Annotated in this window: 13 protein-coding genes and 1 pseudogene; 8 read left to right on the forward strand and 6 right to left on the reverse strand. The window is 69.9% G+C overall.

Annotation, left to right across the window (positions count from 1 at the left end; genetic code table 11):
- The first annotated feature begins 383 nt into the window (after positions 1–383).
- The 6 genes and pseudogenes from AC3ETA_RS41365 to AC3ETA_RS41390 all read left to right on the forward strand — a co-directional run bounded on the left by AC3ETA_RS41365 (position 384) and on the right by AC3ETA_RS41390 (position 5,367).
- Complete coding sequence (locus AC3ETA_RS41365) at positions 384–1,487, forward strand: TraR/DksA family transcriptional regulator (RefSeq protein ID WP_432198057.1); 1,104 nt, start codon at positions 384–386, stop codon at positions 1,485–1,487.
- Positions 1,488–1,558: 71 nt separating this feature from the next.
- The gene (gene lspA / locus AC3ETA_RS41370) at positions 1,559–2,134 is read left to right on the forward strand and encodes a signal peptidase II (protein ID WP_432198058.1); all 576 of its coding nucleotides are present in this window, start codon (positions 1,559–1,561) and stop codon (positions 2,132–2,134) included.
- A gap of 88 nt (positions 2,135–2,222) precedes the next feature.
- On the forward strand, positions 2,223–3,167 hold the full coding sequence (locus tag AC3ETA_RS41375) for an RluA family pseudouridine synthase (protein WP_432198059.1): 945 nt from the start codon (positions 2,223–2,225) through the stop codon (positions 3,165–3,167).
- Positions 3,164–3,634 carry a GNAT family N-acetyltransferase gene (locus AC3ETA_RS41380; protein WP_432198060.1) on the forward strand — a complete coding sequence of 157 codons (471 nt, stop codon included), beginning with the start codon at positions 3,164–3,166 and terminating at the stop codon, positions 3,632–3,634. The genes AC3ETA_RS41375 and AC3ETA_RS41380 overlap by 4 nt, the downstream gene beginning before the upstream one ends.
- Positions 3,635–3,766: 132 nt before the next feature.
- Positions 3,767–4,588, forward strand: a pseudogene (locus tag AC3ETA_RS41385) (hypothetical protein).
- 38 nt (positions 4,589–4,626) lie between these two features.
- The gene (locus AC3ETA_RS41390; RefSeq protein WP_432198061.1) at positions 4,627–5,367 is read left to right on the forward strand and encodes an SDR family oxidoreductase; all 741 of its coding nucleotides are present in this window, start codon (positions 4,627–4,629) and stop codon (positions 5,365–5,367) included.
- A 105-nt stretch (positions 5,368–5,472) separates the two neighbouring features.
- Here the strand turns inward: AC3ETA_RS41390 and AC3ETA_RS41395 are convergent, their stop codons facing one another.
- Positions 5,473–6,594, reverse strand: coding sequence for a mechanosensitive ion channel family protein (locus AC3ETA_RS41395; protein ID WP_432198062.1), 1,122 nt, complete (start codon positions 6,592–6,594; stop codon positions 5,473–5,475).
- Between the two features lie 95 nt (positions 6,595–6,689).
- Between AC3ETA_RS41395 and AC3ETA_RS41400 the strand changes: the two genes are divergently transcribed.
- Positions 6,690–7,259 carry a dienelactone hydrolase family protein gene (locus tag AC3ETA_RS41400; protein WP_432198063.1) on the forward strand — a complete coding sequence of 190 codons (570 nt, stop codon included), beginning with the start codon at positions 6,690–6,692 and terminating at the stop codon, positions 7,257–7,259.
- Positions 7,260–7,261: 2 nt separating this feature from the next.
- On the opposite strand, the gene AC3ETA_RS41405 is transcribed toward AC3ETA_RS41400, so the two are convergent.
- From AC3ETA_RS41405 to AC3ETA_RS41425, 5 genes are all read right to left on the reverse strand, one after another.
- Complete coding sequence (locus AC3ETA_RS41405) at positions 7,262–8,254, reverse strand: zinc metalloprotease (protein WP_432198064.1); 993 nt, start codon at positions 8,252–8,254, stop codon at positions 7,262–7,264.
- A 318-nt stretch (positions 8,255–8,572) separates the two neighbouring features.
- Complete coding sequence (locus AC3ETA_RS41410; RefSeq protein ID WP_432198065.1) at positions 8,573–10,234, reverse strand: alkaline phosphatase D family protein; 1,662 nt, start codon at positions 10,232–10,234, stop codon at positions 8,573–8,575.
- An 80-nt stretch (positions 10,235–10,314) separates the two neighbouring features.
- On the reverse strand, positions 10,315–11,127 hold the full coding sequence (locus AC3ETA_RS41415) for a thioredoxin domain-containing protein (protein ID WP_432198066.1): 813 nt from the start codon (positions 11,125–11,127) through the stop codon (positions 10,315–10,317).
- 97 nt (positions 11,128–11,224) lie between these two features.
- Positions 11,225–11,923, reverse strand: coding sequence for a hypothetical protein (locus tag AC3ETA_RS41420; protein ID WP_432198067.1), 699 nt, complete (start codon positions 11,921–11,923; stop codon positions 11,225–11,227).
- A gap of 89 nt (positions 11,924–12,012) precedes the next feature.
- The gene (locus tag AC3ETA_RS41425; RefSeq protein WP_432198068.1) at positions 12,013–13,338 is read right to left on the reverse strand and encodes a DUF2252 domain-containing protein; all 1,326 of its coding nucleotides are present in this window, start codon (positions 13,336–13,338) and stop codon (positions 12,013–12,015) included.
- Positions 13,339–13,593: 255 nt separating this feature from the next.
- Between AC3ETA_RS41425 and dnaE the strand changes: the two genes are divergently transcribed.
- Positions 13,594–17,133 carry a DNA polymerase III subunit alpha gene (gene dnaE / locus AC3ETA_RS41430; protein WP_432198069.1) on the forward strand — a complete coding sequence of 1,180 codons (3,540 nt, stop codon included), beginning with the start codon at positions 13,594–13,596 and terminating at the stop codon, positions 17,131–17,133.
- Positions 17,134–17,176 lie beyond the last annotated feature (43 nt).

Raw genomic sequence — 17,176 nt, forward strand, 5'->3', positions numbered from 1 at the left:
ACGTCGCGCTCGCCCCCGGGCTTCCACCGTCCCCGGGTCGCTCTGGGCTGCGTACGTCGCTACTCGTCCCCATCCACGCTTTTCGCTCCGCCCAGTGTACGGCGCCGCGCGGACAGTGGCCGACCGTATTTCCGGGGCGCGGGGGCGGGCATCGGGAACGGGACGCGATGACCCGAATGGTGCGGTACCCCTGTTCGGATTCTGGGACGTCCGGCTCGTCGGCATACCCCGCGGGGAGCTGGGCACAACGCATGCATGTCTCCCGCGCTCCGTGCGCGAGGCGGGCGAATCGGGCGGTGTGCCCCGTTGCCGCGGGACTCAAGTCGATTTATCGTCCCAGCACGATTCGCGAGCAAGATCACAATATGTGAAGGGGCCGCGGCATGGTGGCGAAGAAGACCGCCGTACAGCAGTCGGCGTCGAGCAGATCCACCAGATCCACACATGCGCGTGCCGGTTCCGCCGGCGGGGCGGCCAAGGACGTTCACGGGAAGAAGACCGCGCAGGGGGGCGCGGCTCAGGAGACGGAGAAGGGCCGCAAAGGGGCCGGTCAGGAGGCCGGCGGGACGTCCGGCAAGGCTGCGGCGTCCGGCAAGGCCGCGGTGTCCGGCAAGGTCGCGGGGAAGAAGGCGGCCACAGCCCACAAGACTGCGGAGAAGAAGGCAGCTGCCGCCCACAAGACTGCGGAGAAGACGGCCGCCGCTCCCCGGGCGGCCGGGAAGAAGGCGGCAGGCAAGAAGGCCGTGGGCAAGAAGGCCGCCGGCAAGAAGGAGGCGGCCGCGGCCAAGCCCGTCGCCAGGAAGCCGGCGGAGAAGGGCGAGGCAGAGGAGGCCGCGGCCGGGGAGAGCACTGCCAAGAAGAGCACTGCCAAGAAGGGCACTGCCAAGAAGGGCACTGCCAAGAAGAGCACCGCCAGGAAGAGCGCGGCCGGGAAGCGTGCGGTCGCCGAGAGCAGGGTCAAGAAGGTGGGCGCGGCGCAGGCCGCGGAGCAGACAGGAGCCACGACGGTGGTTGCGAAGAAGACCCCTGGCACGGCCACGGCGGCCAAGACCGCCGTTCCCAAGGCACGCATCGCCGCGGCGGTGGAGCCCGGCGAGCTCGCGGTGCGCCCCGGTGAGGACCCCTGGACCTCGGAGGAGGTCGAGGAGGCGCGAGCCGAGCTGATGGCCGAGGTGATGCGGCTGCGCGACGAGATCGAGTCGTCCGAGCAGTCCCTCGTCGGCCTGATGCGCGACTCCGGCGACGGCGCGGGCGACGACCAGGCCGACACCGGCGCCAAGAACATCACGCGTGAGCACGAGCTGGCGCTCGCCGCGAACGCCCGCGAGATGCTCACCCAGACCGAGCGCGCCCTGGAACGGCTCGACGCGGGCACCTACGGCCTGTGCGAGAACTGCGGGAACCCGATCGGCAAGGCCCGCATGCAGGCCTTCCCGCGCGCGACCCTGTGCGTCGAGTGCAAGCAGAAGCAGGAACGGCGGTACTGACCGGTGGCCCGGGCCCCGCGGGACGTGTCGTACTCTCGTCCTCAGTCAGGTACCTAGGTCGAGGGACTCACGTGGCAGAGGCGGAGCGCATCATCGGTACGCCGGATACCCCAGAGCCGGCGGCGGCCGAGCCGGAGGAGTCCGGCGCGGAGCGGCCCCGGGGCAAGCGCCGGATCGCCGTGCTGTTCGGCGTGGCCGGGTTCGCGTACGCCCTCGACCTGATCAGCAAGATGATCGTGGTCGCCAAGCTGGAGCACCACCCGCCGATCGAGATCATCGGGGACTGGCTGAAGTTCGAGGCGATCCGCAACGCGGGCGCGGCCTTCGGCTTCGGCGAGGCCTTCACCGTGATCTTCACGGTGATCGCGGCGGCCGTGATCGTGGTGATCGCCCGGCTCGCCCGCAAGCTGTACAGCCTGCCCTGGGCGATCGCGCTCGGCCTGCTGCTCGGCGGTGCCCTCGGCAACCTCACCGACCGGATCTTCCGCTCGCCCGGCGTCTTCGAGGGCGCGGTCGTGGACTTCATCGCGCCCAAGCACTTCGCCGTGTTCAACCTCGCGGACTCGGCGATCGTGTGCGGCGGCATCCTGATCGTGCTGCTGTCGTTCCGGGGGCTGGACCCCGACGGCACCGTGCACAAGGACTGATTCCCGCAAGGGGCCGCGACAGCGGGCCCGCGGGAGTTGTCCACAGGCTCCGTACGGGGCTGTCCGCCCGGTCCGGCATACTCGTCGGGTGAGCACGATTCCCGAGATCCGTACCCTGCCCGTGCCCGACGGCCTGGAGGGCGAGCGCGTCGACGCCGCCATCTCCCGCATGTTCGGCTTCTCCCGTACGAAGGCGGCCGAGCTCGCCGCGGCGGGGAAGGTCATGGTCGACGGGGCGGTGGTCGGGAAGTCGGAGCGGGTGCACGGCGGGGCCTGGCTGGAGGTCGAGATGCCGCAGGCGCCCGCGCCCGTGCAGATCGTCGCCGAGCCGGTCGAGGGCATGGAGATCGTGCACGACGACGATGACGTGGTCGTGATCGTCAAGCCGGTCGGCGTCGCCGCGCATCCGTCGCCGGGCTGGAGCGGGCCGACCGTCATCGGCGGGCTGGCCGCCGCCGGCTACCGGATCTCGACGTCCGGCGCCGCCGAGCGCCAGGGCATCGTGCACCGCCTCGACGTGGGCACCTCCGGCCTCATGGCGGTCGCCAAGTCGGAGCGGGCGTACACCTCGCTCAAGCGCCAGTTCAAGGAGCGCACGGTCGACAAGCGGTACCACACGCTCGTCCAGGGCCACCCCGATCCCACCAGCGGCACCATCGACGCCCCGATCGGCCGCCACCCCAACCACGACTACAAGTGGGCCGTCACGGCCGACGGCAAGCCGTCGGTCACGCACTACGACCTCATCGAGGCGTTCCGCGCGGCCTCCCTGCTCGACGTGAAGCTGGAGACCGGGCGCACCCACCAGATCCGCGTCCACATGGCCGCCCACCGGCACCCCTGCGTCGGAGACCTGACCTACGGCGCCGACCCCACGCTCGCCAAGCGGCTGCGGCTGACCCGCCAGTGGCTGCACGCGGTGCGGCTCGGCTTCGAGCACCCGGGGGACGGGCAGTGGGTGGAGTTCGAGAGCGAGTACCCGGCCGACCTCCAGAAGGCGCTGGACCAGGTCCGCGAGGAGACGTGGGGATGAGCCCGGTGACGTACGCCGTGCGGGTCGCCGACGACCCCGCCGACCGCGAGGCGTGCTTCGCGGTGCGCAAGGAGGTCTTCGTCGTCGAGCAGGGCGTCCCGCAGGAGATCGAGTACGACGCCCACGACGCCGATGCCGTGCATGTGCTGGCGGTCCGGGAGGACGGGCTGCCGCTCGGGACCGGGCGGCTGCTGTACGGCGAGGCGACCGCCGCCAAGACCGACGGGGACCTGTCGGTGGGGTCGCTGGGCCGTCTCGCCGTGACGCAGGAGGCCCGCGGACTCGGCGTCGGGGCGGCCCTGGTGCGGGCGATAGAGGACGCGGCCCGCGCGCGTGGCCTCGCGGCCGTGGACCTGCACGCCCAGACGCACGCCCTGGGCTTCTACGAGCGGCTGGGGTACGTCGCGTACGGCCCGGAGTTCCCGGACGCCGGGATGCCGCACCGGGCCATGCGGCGCGCTCTGTAGCCGACGCCGGCGTCGACGCCGACGCCGACGCCGGCGACCGCCGCCGCCCGGCAAGGCGGCCGTTGCGCGGGTGGGCGTGGCACGCTGGACGTTTGAAGGTTCTTGATCGCCCAGACCTGCGGAGCGCTGACCGTGGATCAGTTGGCCCTGTTGTTCGTGCTGCTGCTCGGGGCCGTGGTGAGTGTCCCGGTGGGGGACCGGTTCGGACTGCCCGCGCCGGTGCTGAAGACGCTGCTCGGGATCGTGCTCGCGCTGCTGGAGTTCGTGCCGAACGTCGAGATCCCGCCGGACCTGATCCTCCCGCTGCTGCTGCCGCCCCTGCTGTACGCCGTACGGCGGACCTCGTGGCGGCAGTTCGCGGCTGGGGTCCCCCCCACGCCATAGGGCAGTGGGGGAGTGCGGCCCATCTTCCTCCTCGCCGTGGCGCTCGTGTTCGTCACGACGTTCTGCGTGGCCGCGGTCGCCCACGCGATCGTGCCGGGGCTGCCGCTCGCCGCCGCCGTGGCGCTGGGGGCGCTCATCGCGCCGCCTGACCACGCGACGCTGGTGGCGCAGGGGCTGACCTTGCCGCGGCTGGTGAGATGGCTCGGTGTGCGCGCCGACAGCGAACGCGAGCAGGAGTTCGAGAAGCAGCTGGCGGTACGCGCGGCGAAGGCTGCGAAACGGAGGCTGAAGGAGATCGAGGCGGTCGAGGAACTGCCCGAGGACCTGTCCGAGCAGATGTTGCGCCGGGCGTTCGAGATCGGCGTGCGGATCAGCCCCGACATGGCGGAGGACGAACGCCGTGAGGCGCAGCAGCAGCGGGTGCGGCGGCTCAAGCGGGTGCGCCGGATCCAGGGCGAGATGCTCAGCGCGGCACGCCACGAGGTGCCGGCGGCACGCAGAGAGCCGGGCGCCGACCTGGAGGTGGTGGACCGGGTGCTGCGGCATTTGGACGTGCGGAGTCTGCGCTGACCTCGCCGCGAGGGGCTCCGGCTTCGTACGATCTGATCATGGCTCGCAACGTTGTCATCAGTGGTGGCGGTACCGGAATCGGGCTCGCGGCGGCCCGGCTGTTCGCGGCGGACGGAGACCGGGTGCTCCTGCTCGGGCGCCGCGCGGAGGTGCTGGAGCAGGCCGATGTGCCCGGGGCCCTCACCTGCGCCGCGGATCTGAGCAGGCCACGCGGGGTGCGGGGGGTGGAGCGGTTCGTGGCGTCGGAGCTCGGCACCGTCGACGTCCTCATCCACAGCGCCGGCGGCTCCGGCCATCTGGAGCCCCAGGTCGACAGCGACGAGCCCCTCGACGTCGTCCTGCACAACTGGACTCTCAACTTCGGCCTCAACACCCTGACCGCCGCCCTGCTCACCGAGGCCCTGAAGGACCGGCTCGCCGACCCCGGCGGGCGGGTGCTGTTCCTCAGTTCCATCGCCGCCTTCCGGGGGTCCGGCAGCGGGGCGTACGCGGCGTCCAAGGCCGCGCTGCACCCGTACGCCCACGACCTGGCCCGGCAGCTGGGCCCGCGCGGGATCACCGTGAACGTGGTCGCGCCCGGCTACGTCGAGGACACCGAGTTCTTCGGCGACGGGATGGACGAGGCGCGGCACGCCCGGCTGGTCGCCGAGACCTCGACCGGGCGCGCCGGGACGCCCGGGGACGTCGCCACGACCCTGCACTGGCTGGCGTCGCACGGCGCCGGGCACATCACCTCGCAGATCATCCAGGTCAACGGAGGGGCAGAGCGTGGCCACTGAGCGCTTCGCGCCGGCGGGCGTGGGAGACGCGTGGTCGTGTGCGGCGCCGTCCTGGCCGGCCGCGCAGTTCCCCGCGCCCCTTTTCGGCGTTGCCGGCCCCGGCGGTCAGAGGCGGTCCGGTCGTGGTGGAGGCTGGTGGTCGTGCTGGTAGGTGCGGCGGGCGCCCGAGAGCCGGCCGGGGACGGGGAAGCCGGGCGGCAGGGCCGCGTCCGCCGCGTTGACCCGCGGCAGGGCGTACGGGTGGCGCTCGGACACCCAGCGGATCAGCTGCTCGCGCACCGTGACCCGGAGCGTCCACAGGTCGTCCGCGTCCTTCGCCGTGACCAGGGCCCGTACCTCCATCGTGCTGGGTGTGGAGTCGGTGACGACCAGGCCGTAGTCCCGGCCGTCCCAGGCCGGGCAGTCGCGCAGGATGTCGCGGAGCCGCTCGCGCATGGCTTCCAGCGGGGCGGAGTGGTCGAGATGCAGGAAGACGGTTCCGGTCATCTGGGCGCCGCCGCGCGACCAGTTCTCGAAGGCCTTCGACGTGAAGTACGACACAGGCATCGTGATCCGGCGCTCGTCCCAGGTCCGCACCGTCAGGAAGGTCAGGGTGATCTCCTCGACGGTGCCCCACTCGTCGTCCACCACGACGGTGTCCCCGATGCGCACCATGTCCCCGAAGGCGATCTGCAGCCCGGCGAACATGTTGCTCAGCGTCGACTGGGCCGCCACACCGGCGACGATGCCGAGGATGCCGGCCGAGGCCAGCAGCGAGGCACCCGCCGCCCGCATCGCCGGGAACGTCAGCAGCATCGACGCCGCCGCGACCACGCCGACGACCGCGGACACCACACGCATGATCAACGTCACCTGCGTCCGCACCCTGCGGACCCGTGCCGGATCGCGGTGCACCCGGGCATAGCGGCTGTACGACGTCTCCACGACGGCCGCCGCTATACGGATCGCCAGCCAGGCCGCCGCTCCGATCAGCACCAGCGTCAGCACCCTGCCGACGGCGACCCGGTTCTCCAGGAACAGCTCGGCCTCGTCGTAGGACCCTCTGAGCAGGGCCGTGCACAGCACGAGCTGGTAGGGAATGCGGGCCTGGCGCAGCAGACCCCACAGCGGGGTCTCGCTGTGCCGTTCGTCGGCCTTGCGCATGAGGCGGTCGGTGGCCCACCCGATGATCAGGGTGAGCAGCACCGAGCCACCGACCACGATCAGCGGTCGGAGTATGTTCTCCATGCCTCCGAACGTAACCAGCATCGGGGGGTCATGAACATCCGCGTCGGTGAGGCGGTGGTCACGGCGCTGTCGTACCCGGCTGGCACCATGGCCTCATGAACATCATGCTGTTTCACTCGACGTACGGCCTCAGGCCCGCCGTGCGCCAGGCCGCGGACCGGCTGCGCGCCGCCGGACACGAGGTGTGGACGCCGGACCTCTTCGAGGGCCGTACGTTCGACACGGTCGAGGAGGGCATGGAGTTCAACCGGCAGATCGGCAAGGACGAACTGCTGAAGCGGGCCGTGCTCGCCGCCGCGCCCTACTCGGAGCGGGGGCTGGTCTACGCCGGGTTCTCACTCGGCGCCTCCGTCGCGCAGACCCTCGGGCTCGGGGACGAGAAGGCGCGCGGACTGCTGCTTCTGCACGGCACGTCGGACATCGCGGCGAACGCCTCGGTGGACGAACTGCCGGTGCAGCTGCATGTCGCCGAGCCGGATCCGTTCGAGACGGACGACTGGCTGAGCGCCTGGTACCTCCAGATGGGCAGGGCGGGCGCCGACGTGGAGGTGTACAGATACGCCGGGGCCGGCCACATCTACACCGACCCCGACCTGCCGGACCACGACGAGCAGGCCGCCGAGGCCACCTGGCGGGTGGCGCTCGGCTTCCTGGACTCCCTCTAGGCTCAGCCCGCCGCCCGGTACGCCGCCCAGTTCTGCTGCATGCGGCTCACCTGGCCGGCGGTGAACTGGTACATGCAGGCGTCGTACGTGTAGTCCATGAAGTTGTGGATCGGGTCCGCGCCCGCCTTGCGCGTGCAGGTGTCCCGTCCCTCCGGGCACTCGTACGCGGCGCTCTTCTCGGCCGGGGTGTCGTCGACGTAGTCGCCCTTGCCGTTACAGCCGCCCTGGAAGGTGTGGTACAGGCCCATCCAGTGGCCGACCTCGTGGGTCGCGGTGTCGCCCTCGTCGTAGTGGGTGGCCGAGCCGCCCGGCAGCGAGGTGTCGAGCAGGACCACGCCGTCCATGGACGGGCTCGACTTGTAGGAGCTGGGGAAGGTCGCCCAGCCGAGGAGGCCGTCGCCGAGGTCGGCGGTGTAGACGTTGAGCGCGTTCGCGCCGCCCCTGCGCAGGGCGGACTTCATCGCCTTCTCCTCCGGCGAGCCGTAACCGACGCCGTACCAGGCCGCGTTGTCGGTGTAGTCGGTGCCGGCCAGGGTGAACTGATAGCCGGAGTCGACGTTTCCGGTGCCCTGGCCGGCGTAGGCCGCGTTCAGGACGTTCATCTGGGCGTCGATGTCGGCGGAGTCGAGCTGCCCGGTCGCGCCGTCGTGGATGACGTGGAAGTAGACCGGGATGGTGGTCGAGGCGGCGGCCGCGAGGCTGCGGTTGCCGGTGGCGGGCAGCTTGTCGAGCTTCTTCCGCAGATCGGCGTCCATCGCCTGGGCCTTGGCCGCGCTGACCTCGTTGGGCTCGGCGACGGCCTCGTCGCCGTGGCCGGGGCGGGCCTCGCGGGCCGCGGCGTGGCCGCTCTCCTCTGCGCAGTCGGCGGCCGGAGCCTGGGCCGCCGCGACCGTGGTGGGAGCCGACAGCGGAGTGAGCATCAACGTTCCGGCCACGGCTGTCGTGGCGAGAACACGTCTGCGCGTAGAGGGGGATATTCGGGCAAGCACACGCATGCTGACTCCTGGCTGATGCGTTGGGGAGGGGGCGCAGGGGTCTTCCTGGCCGCCGCCCGGACATTACGTGGACATGCCCATGTCCGAAGAGAATCGATCAGGCCCAATCAAGTACCCGACAGATGGGGGTATTTGGGGTAAGTGAATGATCAACTGTCCGGAGTGCGAGATCGCGGCGTAACGGGTTCCGATGCCTGGGCGGGTGGTGTGTCCGTATTCGGAACGCGACTCGCACCACCCGCCGTAGCGATGTGATCTCCGGTTAACGGCCCGCAATCGGGCCAGGAGTGGCCGAAAATCGACCACGAGGCACAGGGGCTACACAGGGTCGTAGGTGCGCTCGACCTTCTGCGTGCCGGTGCGGGTGCGGTACGAACGCGCCCAGGACGCGCCGGAGTCCTGCTTCGTCTTGTCGGCCAGGACGTAGTAGTCCATCTGCGCGCGGCCGGCCGTGATGTCCAGGATTCCGTAGCCGTGGCGGTCGGTGTCGACCCAGTGGACGTGCCGGTTGGCGGCCCGGATGAGCGGCGAGGCGATCGCGGAGACGGTGCCCTCGGGGACCTTCACGATGTCGTCGAGGTTGTCGGAGGTGACCGACGTGACGACGAACTCCGTGGCCGCGGAGGCGGACAGCGGGTAGGTGCCGGCGTTCACCGGCACGTCGTTGGCCCACGCCATATGGATGTCGCCGGTGAGGAACACGGTGTTGCGGATCGCGTTCGAGCGCAGATGGGCGAGCAACTCGCGGCGGTCGTCCGTGTAGCCGTCCCACTGGTCGGTGTTGAGGGCGAGGCCCTCCTGCGGCAGGCCCAGCAGTTTGGCCAGCGGCTTGAGCAGGTCCGCGGAGAGGGAGCCGATCGCGAACGGCGAGATCATCACCGAGTTGCCGACGAGCCGCCAGGTGGTGTCGGAGGACTTCAGGCCCGCCTTCAGCCAGTCCAGCTGGGCGCGGCCGGTGAGCGTGCGGTCCGGGTCGTCGACCTCGCCGTTGCCGACCTTGACCTGCTCGGAGCGGAAGGAACGCAGGTCCAGCAGGGACAGGTCGGCGAGCTTGCCGAAGCGCAGCCGCCGGTAGGTGGTGCCGGCGACGGCCGGACGCACCGGCATCCACTCGAAGTAGGCCTGCTTTGCGGCGGCCTGACGCGCGGCCCACGCGCCCTCGGCGCCCTCGGTGTGGTTCTCGGCGCCGCCCGACCAGGCGTCGTTGGCGATCTCGTGGTCGTCCCAGATGGCGATGACGGGTGCCTTCGCGTGCAGGGCCTGGAGATCGGTGTCCGTCTTGTACTTGCCGTGCCGGCCGCGGTAGTCGGCGAGCGTGAGGATCTCGTTGGCGGGCGCCGTCTGCCGCACCACCGTGCCGCGCGTGCCGTACTGGCCGGTGCCGTACTCGTAGATGTAGTCCCCGAGGTGCAGCCAGGCGTCCAGGTCGCCGCGGGCGGCGAGGTGGCGGTACGAGGCGAAGTAGCCGGCCTCCCAGTTGGCGCAGGAGACCACGCCGAAGCGCAGGCCGGCCACGGAGGCGTTCGCCGCCGGCGCGGTGCGGGTGCGCGCCACCGGGGAGTCCGTGCCGCCGGCCGAGAAGCGGAACCAGTAATCGGTGGCCGGCTCCAGGCCCCGTATGTCCGCCTTCACGGTGTGGTCGGAGGCGGCGGTCGCGGTGGCCGAGCCCTTGGCGACGATGTTCATCAGCGATTTGTCCCGGGCGACGACCCAGCTGACCTCGGTGTCCGGTCCGAGCCCGGAGCCGGGTGCGGCGTCGGCGGTGGGCGTCACACGGGTCCACAGCAGGACGCCGTCGGGCAGCGGGTCACCGGAGGCGACGCCGTGCAGGAAGGCGGGCCCCTGCCCGGCCGCGCGCGCGGGCAGCGCGGCGGCGAGCGGACCCGCCAGGACAGCCGTCGCCGCCGCGGCCTTGACGACCGTACGGCGGCGCGGGGTAGGGGAATTGAACGTCTCGGATGATCTGTATCGACTGGTCACAGCCGATCAGGTTACTGAGCGGTATGCGCAAGAGCGGGCGAACTCGCAAAAGTTCGCCCGCTCTTCCTCCGAAGGTCGGATCAGCCCTTGAGGGCCGTCTCGATCGCCTTGTTGAAGTCGGCCACCGTCATCGGCGCGTTCTTCCCGTCGGCCCCGGTGAGGGTCTTGCCGTCCATCTTCAGGGTCGGGGTGCCCTGCACACCGCTGTCGTCGAACGTCGCCGACATCTCCAGCGCCCACTTGTCGTAGGTGCCGTTCTTCACGGCGTTCTGGAACTCCTTGTTGCCCTTCAGGGCGTCGACCGTGTCCGCGATCTTGATCAGGTAGGCGTCGTCCTTGAGCTTGTCGTCGGACTCCTCCGGGTGCCACTTCGTCGAGTACATCGCGGCCTTGTACTGGAGGAACGCCTCGTCGCTGACGTTCAGCGCCGCACCCAGGGCACTGAGGGCGTTCTTGGAGCCCTCGCCGCCCAGACCGTTGTCGAGGAAGGTGGCCCCGACGTACTGCATCTTGTACTTGCCGTCCTCGACGCCCTTGTCGACGGTCGTGCCGACGGCCTGTTCGAAGGAGGCGCAGACCGGGCAGCGCGGGTCCTCGTACATCACGAGGGTCTTCTTGGCGCTGTCCTCGCCGATGGTGACGGTCGTGCCGTTCTTGCCCGAGGTGTTGGCCGGCTTGACGAGCTTGTCGTCCTTCGCGGCCTCCCAGTAGCCGGGCTTGTTGCCCTGCACCACCGCGTAGCTGATGCCGCCCGCTATGGCCAAGACGCCGACGATGGAGCCGGCGACGATCAGCTGCCGCTTGATCTTCGCCCGCTTCGCCTCACGCTCGCGCTCGATGCGCAGCCGCTCCCGGGCCGCCGTCTTCGCGGCCTGGCTGTTTCGCTTGCTCATGTTGGTGATCTCCATGGGGACGCGCACACGTCGTGTGCGGGATTACGTATGGGTGGGCTGTGCTGCTCAGCTGCCGTTCACGCGCGTCGGACGCTGGTCACACGCAGGTGAAGGCGGGCGAGCACGGCGGTCCACGCCGTCCCAGGGAGTGCACGAAGAGGCGGCTGCGGGCGGCGGCCGTACGGTCGGTGGGGCGCGGCAGACGGCGGGTGGGGGCGGTCGTCGGGACCGTCACCGCGGCGGCCGCCGTGAGCAGCGGCCGGAACGTGGTCGCCGCGACCGCGCTCAGCAGCTGGGCCAGGGCCCGCTCGCCGCGGCGCAGCCAGGCCGCGGCGAGGAGGCCGACGCCGATGTGGGCGGCGAGCAGGAACCAGGCGGTGACCGGGTCGACATGGCCGAGCAGGCCGCCGAGCCGCTCGGGGTCGGTGCCGGTGACCTGGGCCAGCGGGGCCCCGACCTGGGTGCCCTCGCCGCACAGCACGTCCCAGCCGACCGACGCCAGCGGACCGGCGACCGGGCCGCCCGCCCTGCCGTAGCAGACGTGCTGGCCGGTGGTGAGGATCGTGTCGGCGGCGAGCTCCAGCGGCACCAGCAGAGCGGCGATCCGGCCGAAGTTCCGCTCGCGGCCGGCCAGGGCGTAGGCGATGACGAACACGGCGCCCGTGAGCAGGGTCACCGTGTTCAGCGGCAGGGGTGCCCGGGACAGCAGCACGTGCGACGCGGTGCTCAGTGTCACGACGAGTGCCGTGAAGAGCGCCGCGCGTACGGCTCGCAGCTGGGTCCCGGATATGTCCATAGCGGTGGAGAGTGTGTCACGTGCTCCTGTAAGAGACCCCTAAAGGGTGCCTGTGAACGGTCGGAGGGCGACCGTGCGTGGCCTGTCCGTCACAGACCCGGGATCCGGCCGTTGCGGAACAGGTCCACGAAGGTCTGGTGGTCGGCACGCGCGCGTGCGCCGTAGCCGTGCGCGAAGTCGACCAGGAGCTCCGCGAAGCCGTCCTCGTCGGCCGCGATGGCCGCGTCGATGGCGCGCTCCGTGGAGAACGGCACCAGGGACTCTCCGGAGGTGTCGTCCGCCGCCGCGTGCATCGTGGCCGTGGCCCGGCCGAGGTCGGCGACCACCGAGGCGATCTCCTCCGGGTCGTCGATGTCGCCCCAGTCCAGGTCCACGGCGTACGGCGAGACCTCGGCGACCAGCTGGCCCGCGCCGTCCAGCTCGGTCCAGCCCAGCCACGGGTCGGCGTGCTGCTGCAGGGCGCGCTGGGAGATCACCGTGCGGTGGCCCTCGTGCTGGAAGTAGTCCCGCAGCGCCTGGTCGGTGATGTGCCGGGAGACGGCCGGGGTCTGGGCCTGCTTGATGTAGATCACGACGTCGTTCTCGAGGGCGTCGGTGTGGCCCTCCAGCAGGATGTTGTACGACGGCAGCCCGGCCGAGCCGATGCCGATGCCGCGGCGGCCGACGACGTCCTTGACCCGGTAGGAGTCCGGGCGGGCCAGGGACGCGTCCGGCAGCGTCTCCAGGTAGCCGTCGAAGGCGGCGAGCACCTTGTAGCGGGTGGCGGCGTCCAGCTCGATGGAGCCGCCGCCGGGGGCGAAGCGGCGCTCGAAGTCGCGGATCTCCGTCATGGTCTCCAGCAGCCCGAAGCGGGTCAGCGCGCGGGCGTCGCGCAGCGCGTCCAGCAGCGGGCCCTGGGCGGTGTCCAGCGTGAACGGCGGCACCTCGTCGCTCTTGGCGCCGGTGGCCAGGGCGTGCACGCGCTCGCGGTAGGCGGCCGCATAGATCCGCACCAGCTCGCTGATCTGGTCGTCGCCGAACGCCTTGGCGTACCCGATGAGCGCGACGGAGGCGGCGAAGCGCTTGAGGTCCCAGGTGAAGGGGCCGACGTAGGCCTCGTCGAAGTCGTTGACGTTGAAGATCAGCCGGCCGTTGGCGTCCATGTACGTGCCGAAGTTCTCCGCGTGCAGGTCGCCGTGGATCCACACGCGCGAGGTGCGCTCGTCGAGGAACGGGCCGCCGCGCTTCTCTGCGTCGAGGTCGTGGTAGAAGAGGCACGCCGTGCCGCGGTAGAACGCGAACGCCGAGGCCGCCATCTTCCGGAACTTCACACGGAACGCGGCCGGATCGGCGGCCAGGAGCTCGCCGAAGGCGGTGTCGAAGACGGCGAGGATCTCGTCGCCGCGCTGCTCGTCGTTGAGCTGGGGGACCGACATCGCTGGGTGCCTCCTGGTGCATGTGTACGACAGCGTTTCTGTCGTATCCAACGGGCGGGCCGTCCGGAAAGTGCCCGAAGCCCTCGCTGTGAAGGTACGCGGGGCAGCCCCGTGAGTGTCAGTCCCGAGGCATAGACTTCGACGCTGTCCCCAGAAGTGTCCGCCCGCCTGTCACCGAGCGCCCACCCGTCGCCCGACCACCACCCCTCAACGAGGCGCTTCGCGCCGCAGCGTTTGATCCATGGAGGCCAAGCCGTGTCAAAGCCGCCGTTCACGCACCTGCACGTCCACACCCAGTACTCGCTGCTGGACGGTGCCGCGCGGCTGAAGGACATGTTCAACGCGTGCAACGAGATGGGCATGACGCACATCGCCATGTCCGACCACGGCAACCTCCACGGGGCGTACGACTTCTTCCACACCGCGAAGAAGGCCGGGGTCACCCCGATCATCGGGATCGAGGCGTACGTCGCCCCCGAGTCCCGGCGCAACAAGCGCAAGATCCAGTGGGGCCAGCCGCACCAGAAGCGCGACGACGTGTCCGGTTCCGGTGGCTACACCCACAAGACGATGTGGGCCGTGAACAAGACGGGCCTGCACAACCTCTTCCGGCTCTCCTCGGACGCGTACGCCGAGGGCTGGCTGCAGAAGTGGCCCCGGATGGACAAGGAGACCATCTCCCAGTGGTCCGAGGGGATCGTGGCCTCCACCGGCTGCCCCTCCGGAGAACTCCAGACCCGGCTGCGCCTCGGACAGTACGACGAGGCCCTGAAGGCGGCGGCCGACTACCAGGACATCTTCGGCAAGGACCGCTACTTCCTGGAGCTGATGGACCACGGCATCGAGATCGAGCACCGGGTCCGCGACGGCCTCCTGGAGATCGGCAGGAAGCTCGGCATCCCCCCGCTGGTCACCAACGACTCGCACTACACGTACGCGCACGAGGCGACCGCCCACGACGCCCTGCTGTGCATCCAGACCGGCAAGAACCTCTCCGACCCCGACCGCTTCAAGTTCGACGGCACCGGCTACTACCTGAAGTCCACGGACGAGATGTACGCCGTCGACTCCTCGGACGCCTGGCAGGAGGGCTGCGCCAACACGCTCCTCGTGGCCGAGATGGTCGACACCGAGGGCATGTTCGAAAAGCGCGACCTCATGCCGAAGTTCGACATCCCCGAGGGCTTCACCGAGGTCACCTGGTTCAAGGAGGAGGTGCGCCGCGGCATGGAGCGCCGCTTCCCCGGCGGCGTCCCCGACGACCGCCAGAAGCAGGTCGAGTACGAGATGGACGTCATCATCCAGATGGGGTTCCCGGGCTACTTCCTCGTCGTCGCCGACTTCATCATGTGGGCCAAGAACAACGGCATCGCGGTCGGCCCCGGCCGAGGCTCCGCGGCCGGCTCGATCGTCGCCTACGCCATGGGCATCACCGACCTCGACCCGATCCCGCACGGCCTGATCTTCGAGCGGTTCCTCAACCCCGAGCGCGTCTCCATGCCCGATGTCGACATCGACTTCGACGAGCGCAGGCGCGTCGAGGTGATCAGGTACGTCACCGAGAAGTACGGCGCCGACAAGGTCGCCATGATCGGCACCTACGGCAAGATCAAGGCGAAGAACGCCATCAAGGACTCCGCGCGCGTGCTGGGCTACCCGTACGCGATGGGCGACCGCCTCACCAAGGCGATGCCCGCCGACGTCCTCGGCAAGGGCATCGACCTCGACGGCATCACCAACCCCTCGCACCCGCGCTACAGCGAGGCAGGCGAGATCCGCGGGATGTACGAGAACGAGCCGGACGTCAAGAAGGTCATCGACACCGCCAAGGGCGTCGAGGGCCTGGTCCGGCAGATGGGCGTGCACGCCGCCGGCGTGATCATGTCCAGCGAGCCCATCGTCGACCACGCCCCGATCTGGGTGCGGCACACCGACGGCGTGACCATCACGCAGTGGGACTACCCGCAGTGCGAGTCGCTCGGCCTGCTGAAGATGGACTTCCTCGGCCTGCGCAACCTGACGATCATGGACGACGCCAACAAGATGGTGAAGTCCAACAAGGGCATCGACCTCGACCTGCTCTCCCTGCCGCTCGACGACCCGAAGACCTTCGAACTGCTCCAGCGCGGCGACACCCTGGGTGTCTTCCAGTTCGACGGCGGTCCGATGCGTTCGCTGCTGCGGCTGATGAAGCCCGACAACTTCGAAGACATCTCCGCCGTCTCCGCGCTGTACCGTCCGGGCCCGATGGGCATGGACTCGCACACCAACTACGCCCTGCGCAAGAACAAGCTCCAGGAGATCACCCCGATCCACAAGGAGCTGGAGGAGCCCCTCGAAGAGGTCCTGGCCGTCACCTACGGCCTGATCGTCTACCAGGAGCAGGTGCAGAAGGCCGCCCAGATCATCGCCGGGTACTCCCTCGGCGAGGCCGACATCCTCCGCCGCGTGATGGGCAAGAAGAAGCCCGACGAGCTGGCGAAGAACTTCGTCCTCTTCCAGAAGGGCGCCCGCGACAAGGGCTACAGCGACGAGGCCATCCAGGCCCTGTGGGACGTGCTGGTCCCCTTCGCCGGCTACGCGTTCAACAAGGCGCACTCCGCCGCGTACGGCCTGGTGTCGTACTGGACCGCCTACCTCAAGGCGAACCATCCCGCCGAGTACATGGCCGCTCTGCTGACCTCCGTCAAGGACGACAAGGACAAGTCGGCCGTCTACCTGAACGAGTGCCGGCGCATGGGCATCAAGGTGCTCCCGCCGAACGTCAACGAGTCGGTGCACAACTTCGCCGCCCAGGGCGACGACGTGATCCTGTTCGGCCTGGAGGCCGTGCGCAACGTCGGCACCAACGTCGTCGAGTCGATCATCAAGAGCCGCAAGGCGAAGGGCAAGTACGCCTCCTTCCCCGACTACCTCGACAAGGTCGACGCGACCGCGTGCAACAAGCGCACCACCGAATCGCTGATCAAGGCGGGCGCGTTCGACAGCCTGGGGCACACCCGCAAGGGCCTCACCGCGCACTTCGAGCCGATGATCGACAACGTGGTCGCGGTCAAGCGCAAGGAGGCCGAGGGCCAGTTCGACCTCTTCGGCGGCATGGGCGAGGAGGAGAGCAACGAGCCCGGCTTCGGACTCGACGTCGTCTTCACCGAGGACGAGTGGGACAAGACCTATCTGCTCGCCCAGGAACGGGAGATGCTCGGTCTGTACGTCTCCGACCACCCGCTCTTCGGCCTGGAGCACGTGCTGTCCGACAAGGCCGACGCGGGCATCGCCCAACTCACCGGCGGTGAGCACGCGGACGGCGCGGTCGTCACCATCGGCGGCATCATCTCGGGCCTCCAGCGCAAGATGACCAAGCAGGGCAACGCCTGGGCGATCGCCACCGTCGAGGACCTCGCCGGCTCCATCGAGTGCATGTTCTTCCCGGCGACGTACCAGCTCGTGTCGACCCAACTCGTCGAGGACGCGGTGGTGTTCGTCAAGGGCCGCCTCGACAAGCGTGAGGACGTGCCGCGGCTGGTCGCGATGGAGCTCCAGGTCCCCGACCTGTCCAACGCGGGCACCAACGCGCCGGTGATCCTCACCATCCCGGCCACCCGGGTCACCCCGCCGATGGTGAACCGACTCGGCGAGATCCTCAGCCACCACAAGGGCGAGAGCGAGGTCCGCATCAAGCTCCAGGGCCCGACCAGGACGACGGTGCTCCGACTGGACCGGCACCGGGTGAAGCCCGACCCGGCGCTGTTCGGTGACCTGAAGGTGCTGCTGGGACCGTCCTGCCTGGCCGGCTGAGCCGAGTGATGCGAGAGGGGCGCACCCCGCGCGCGGGGTGTGC

This window comes from Streptomyces sp. bgisy027 (assembly GCF_057710365.1).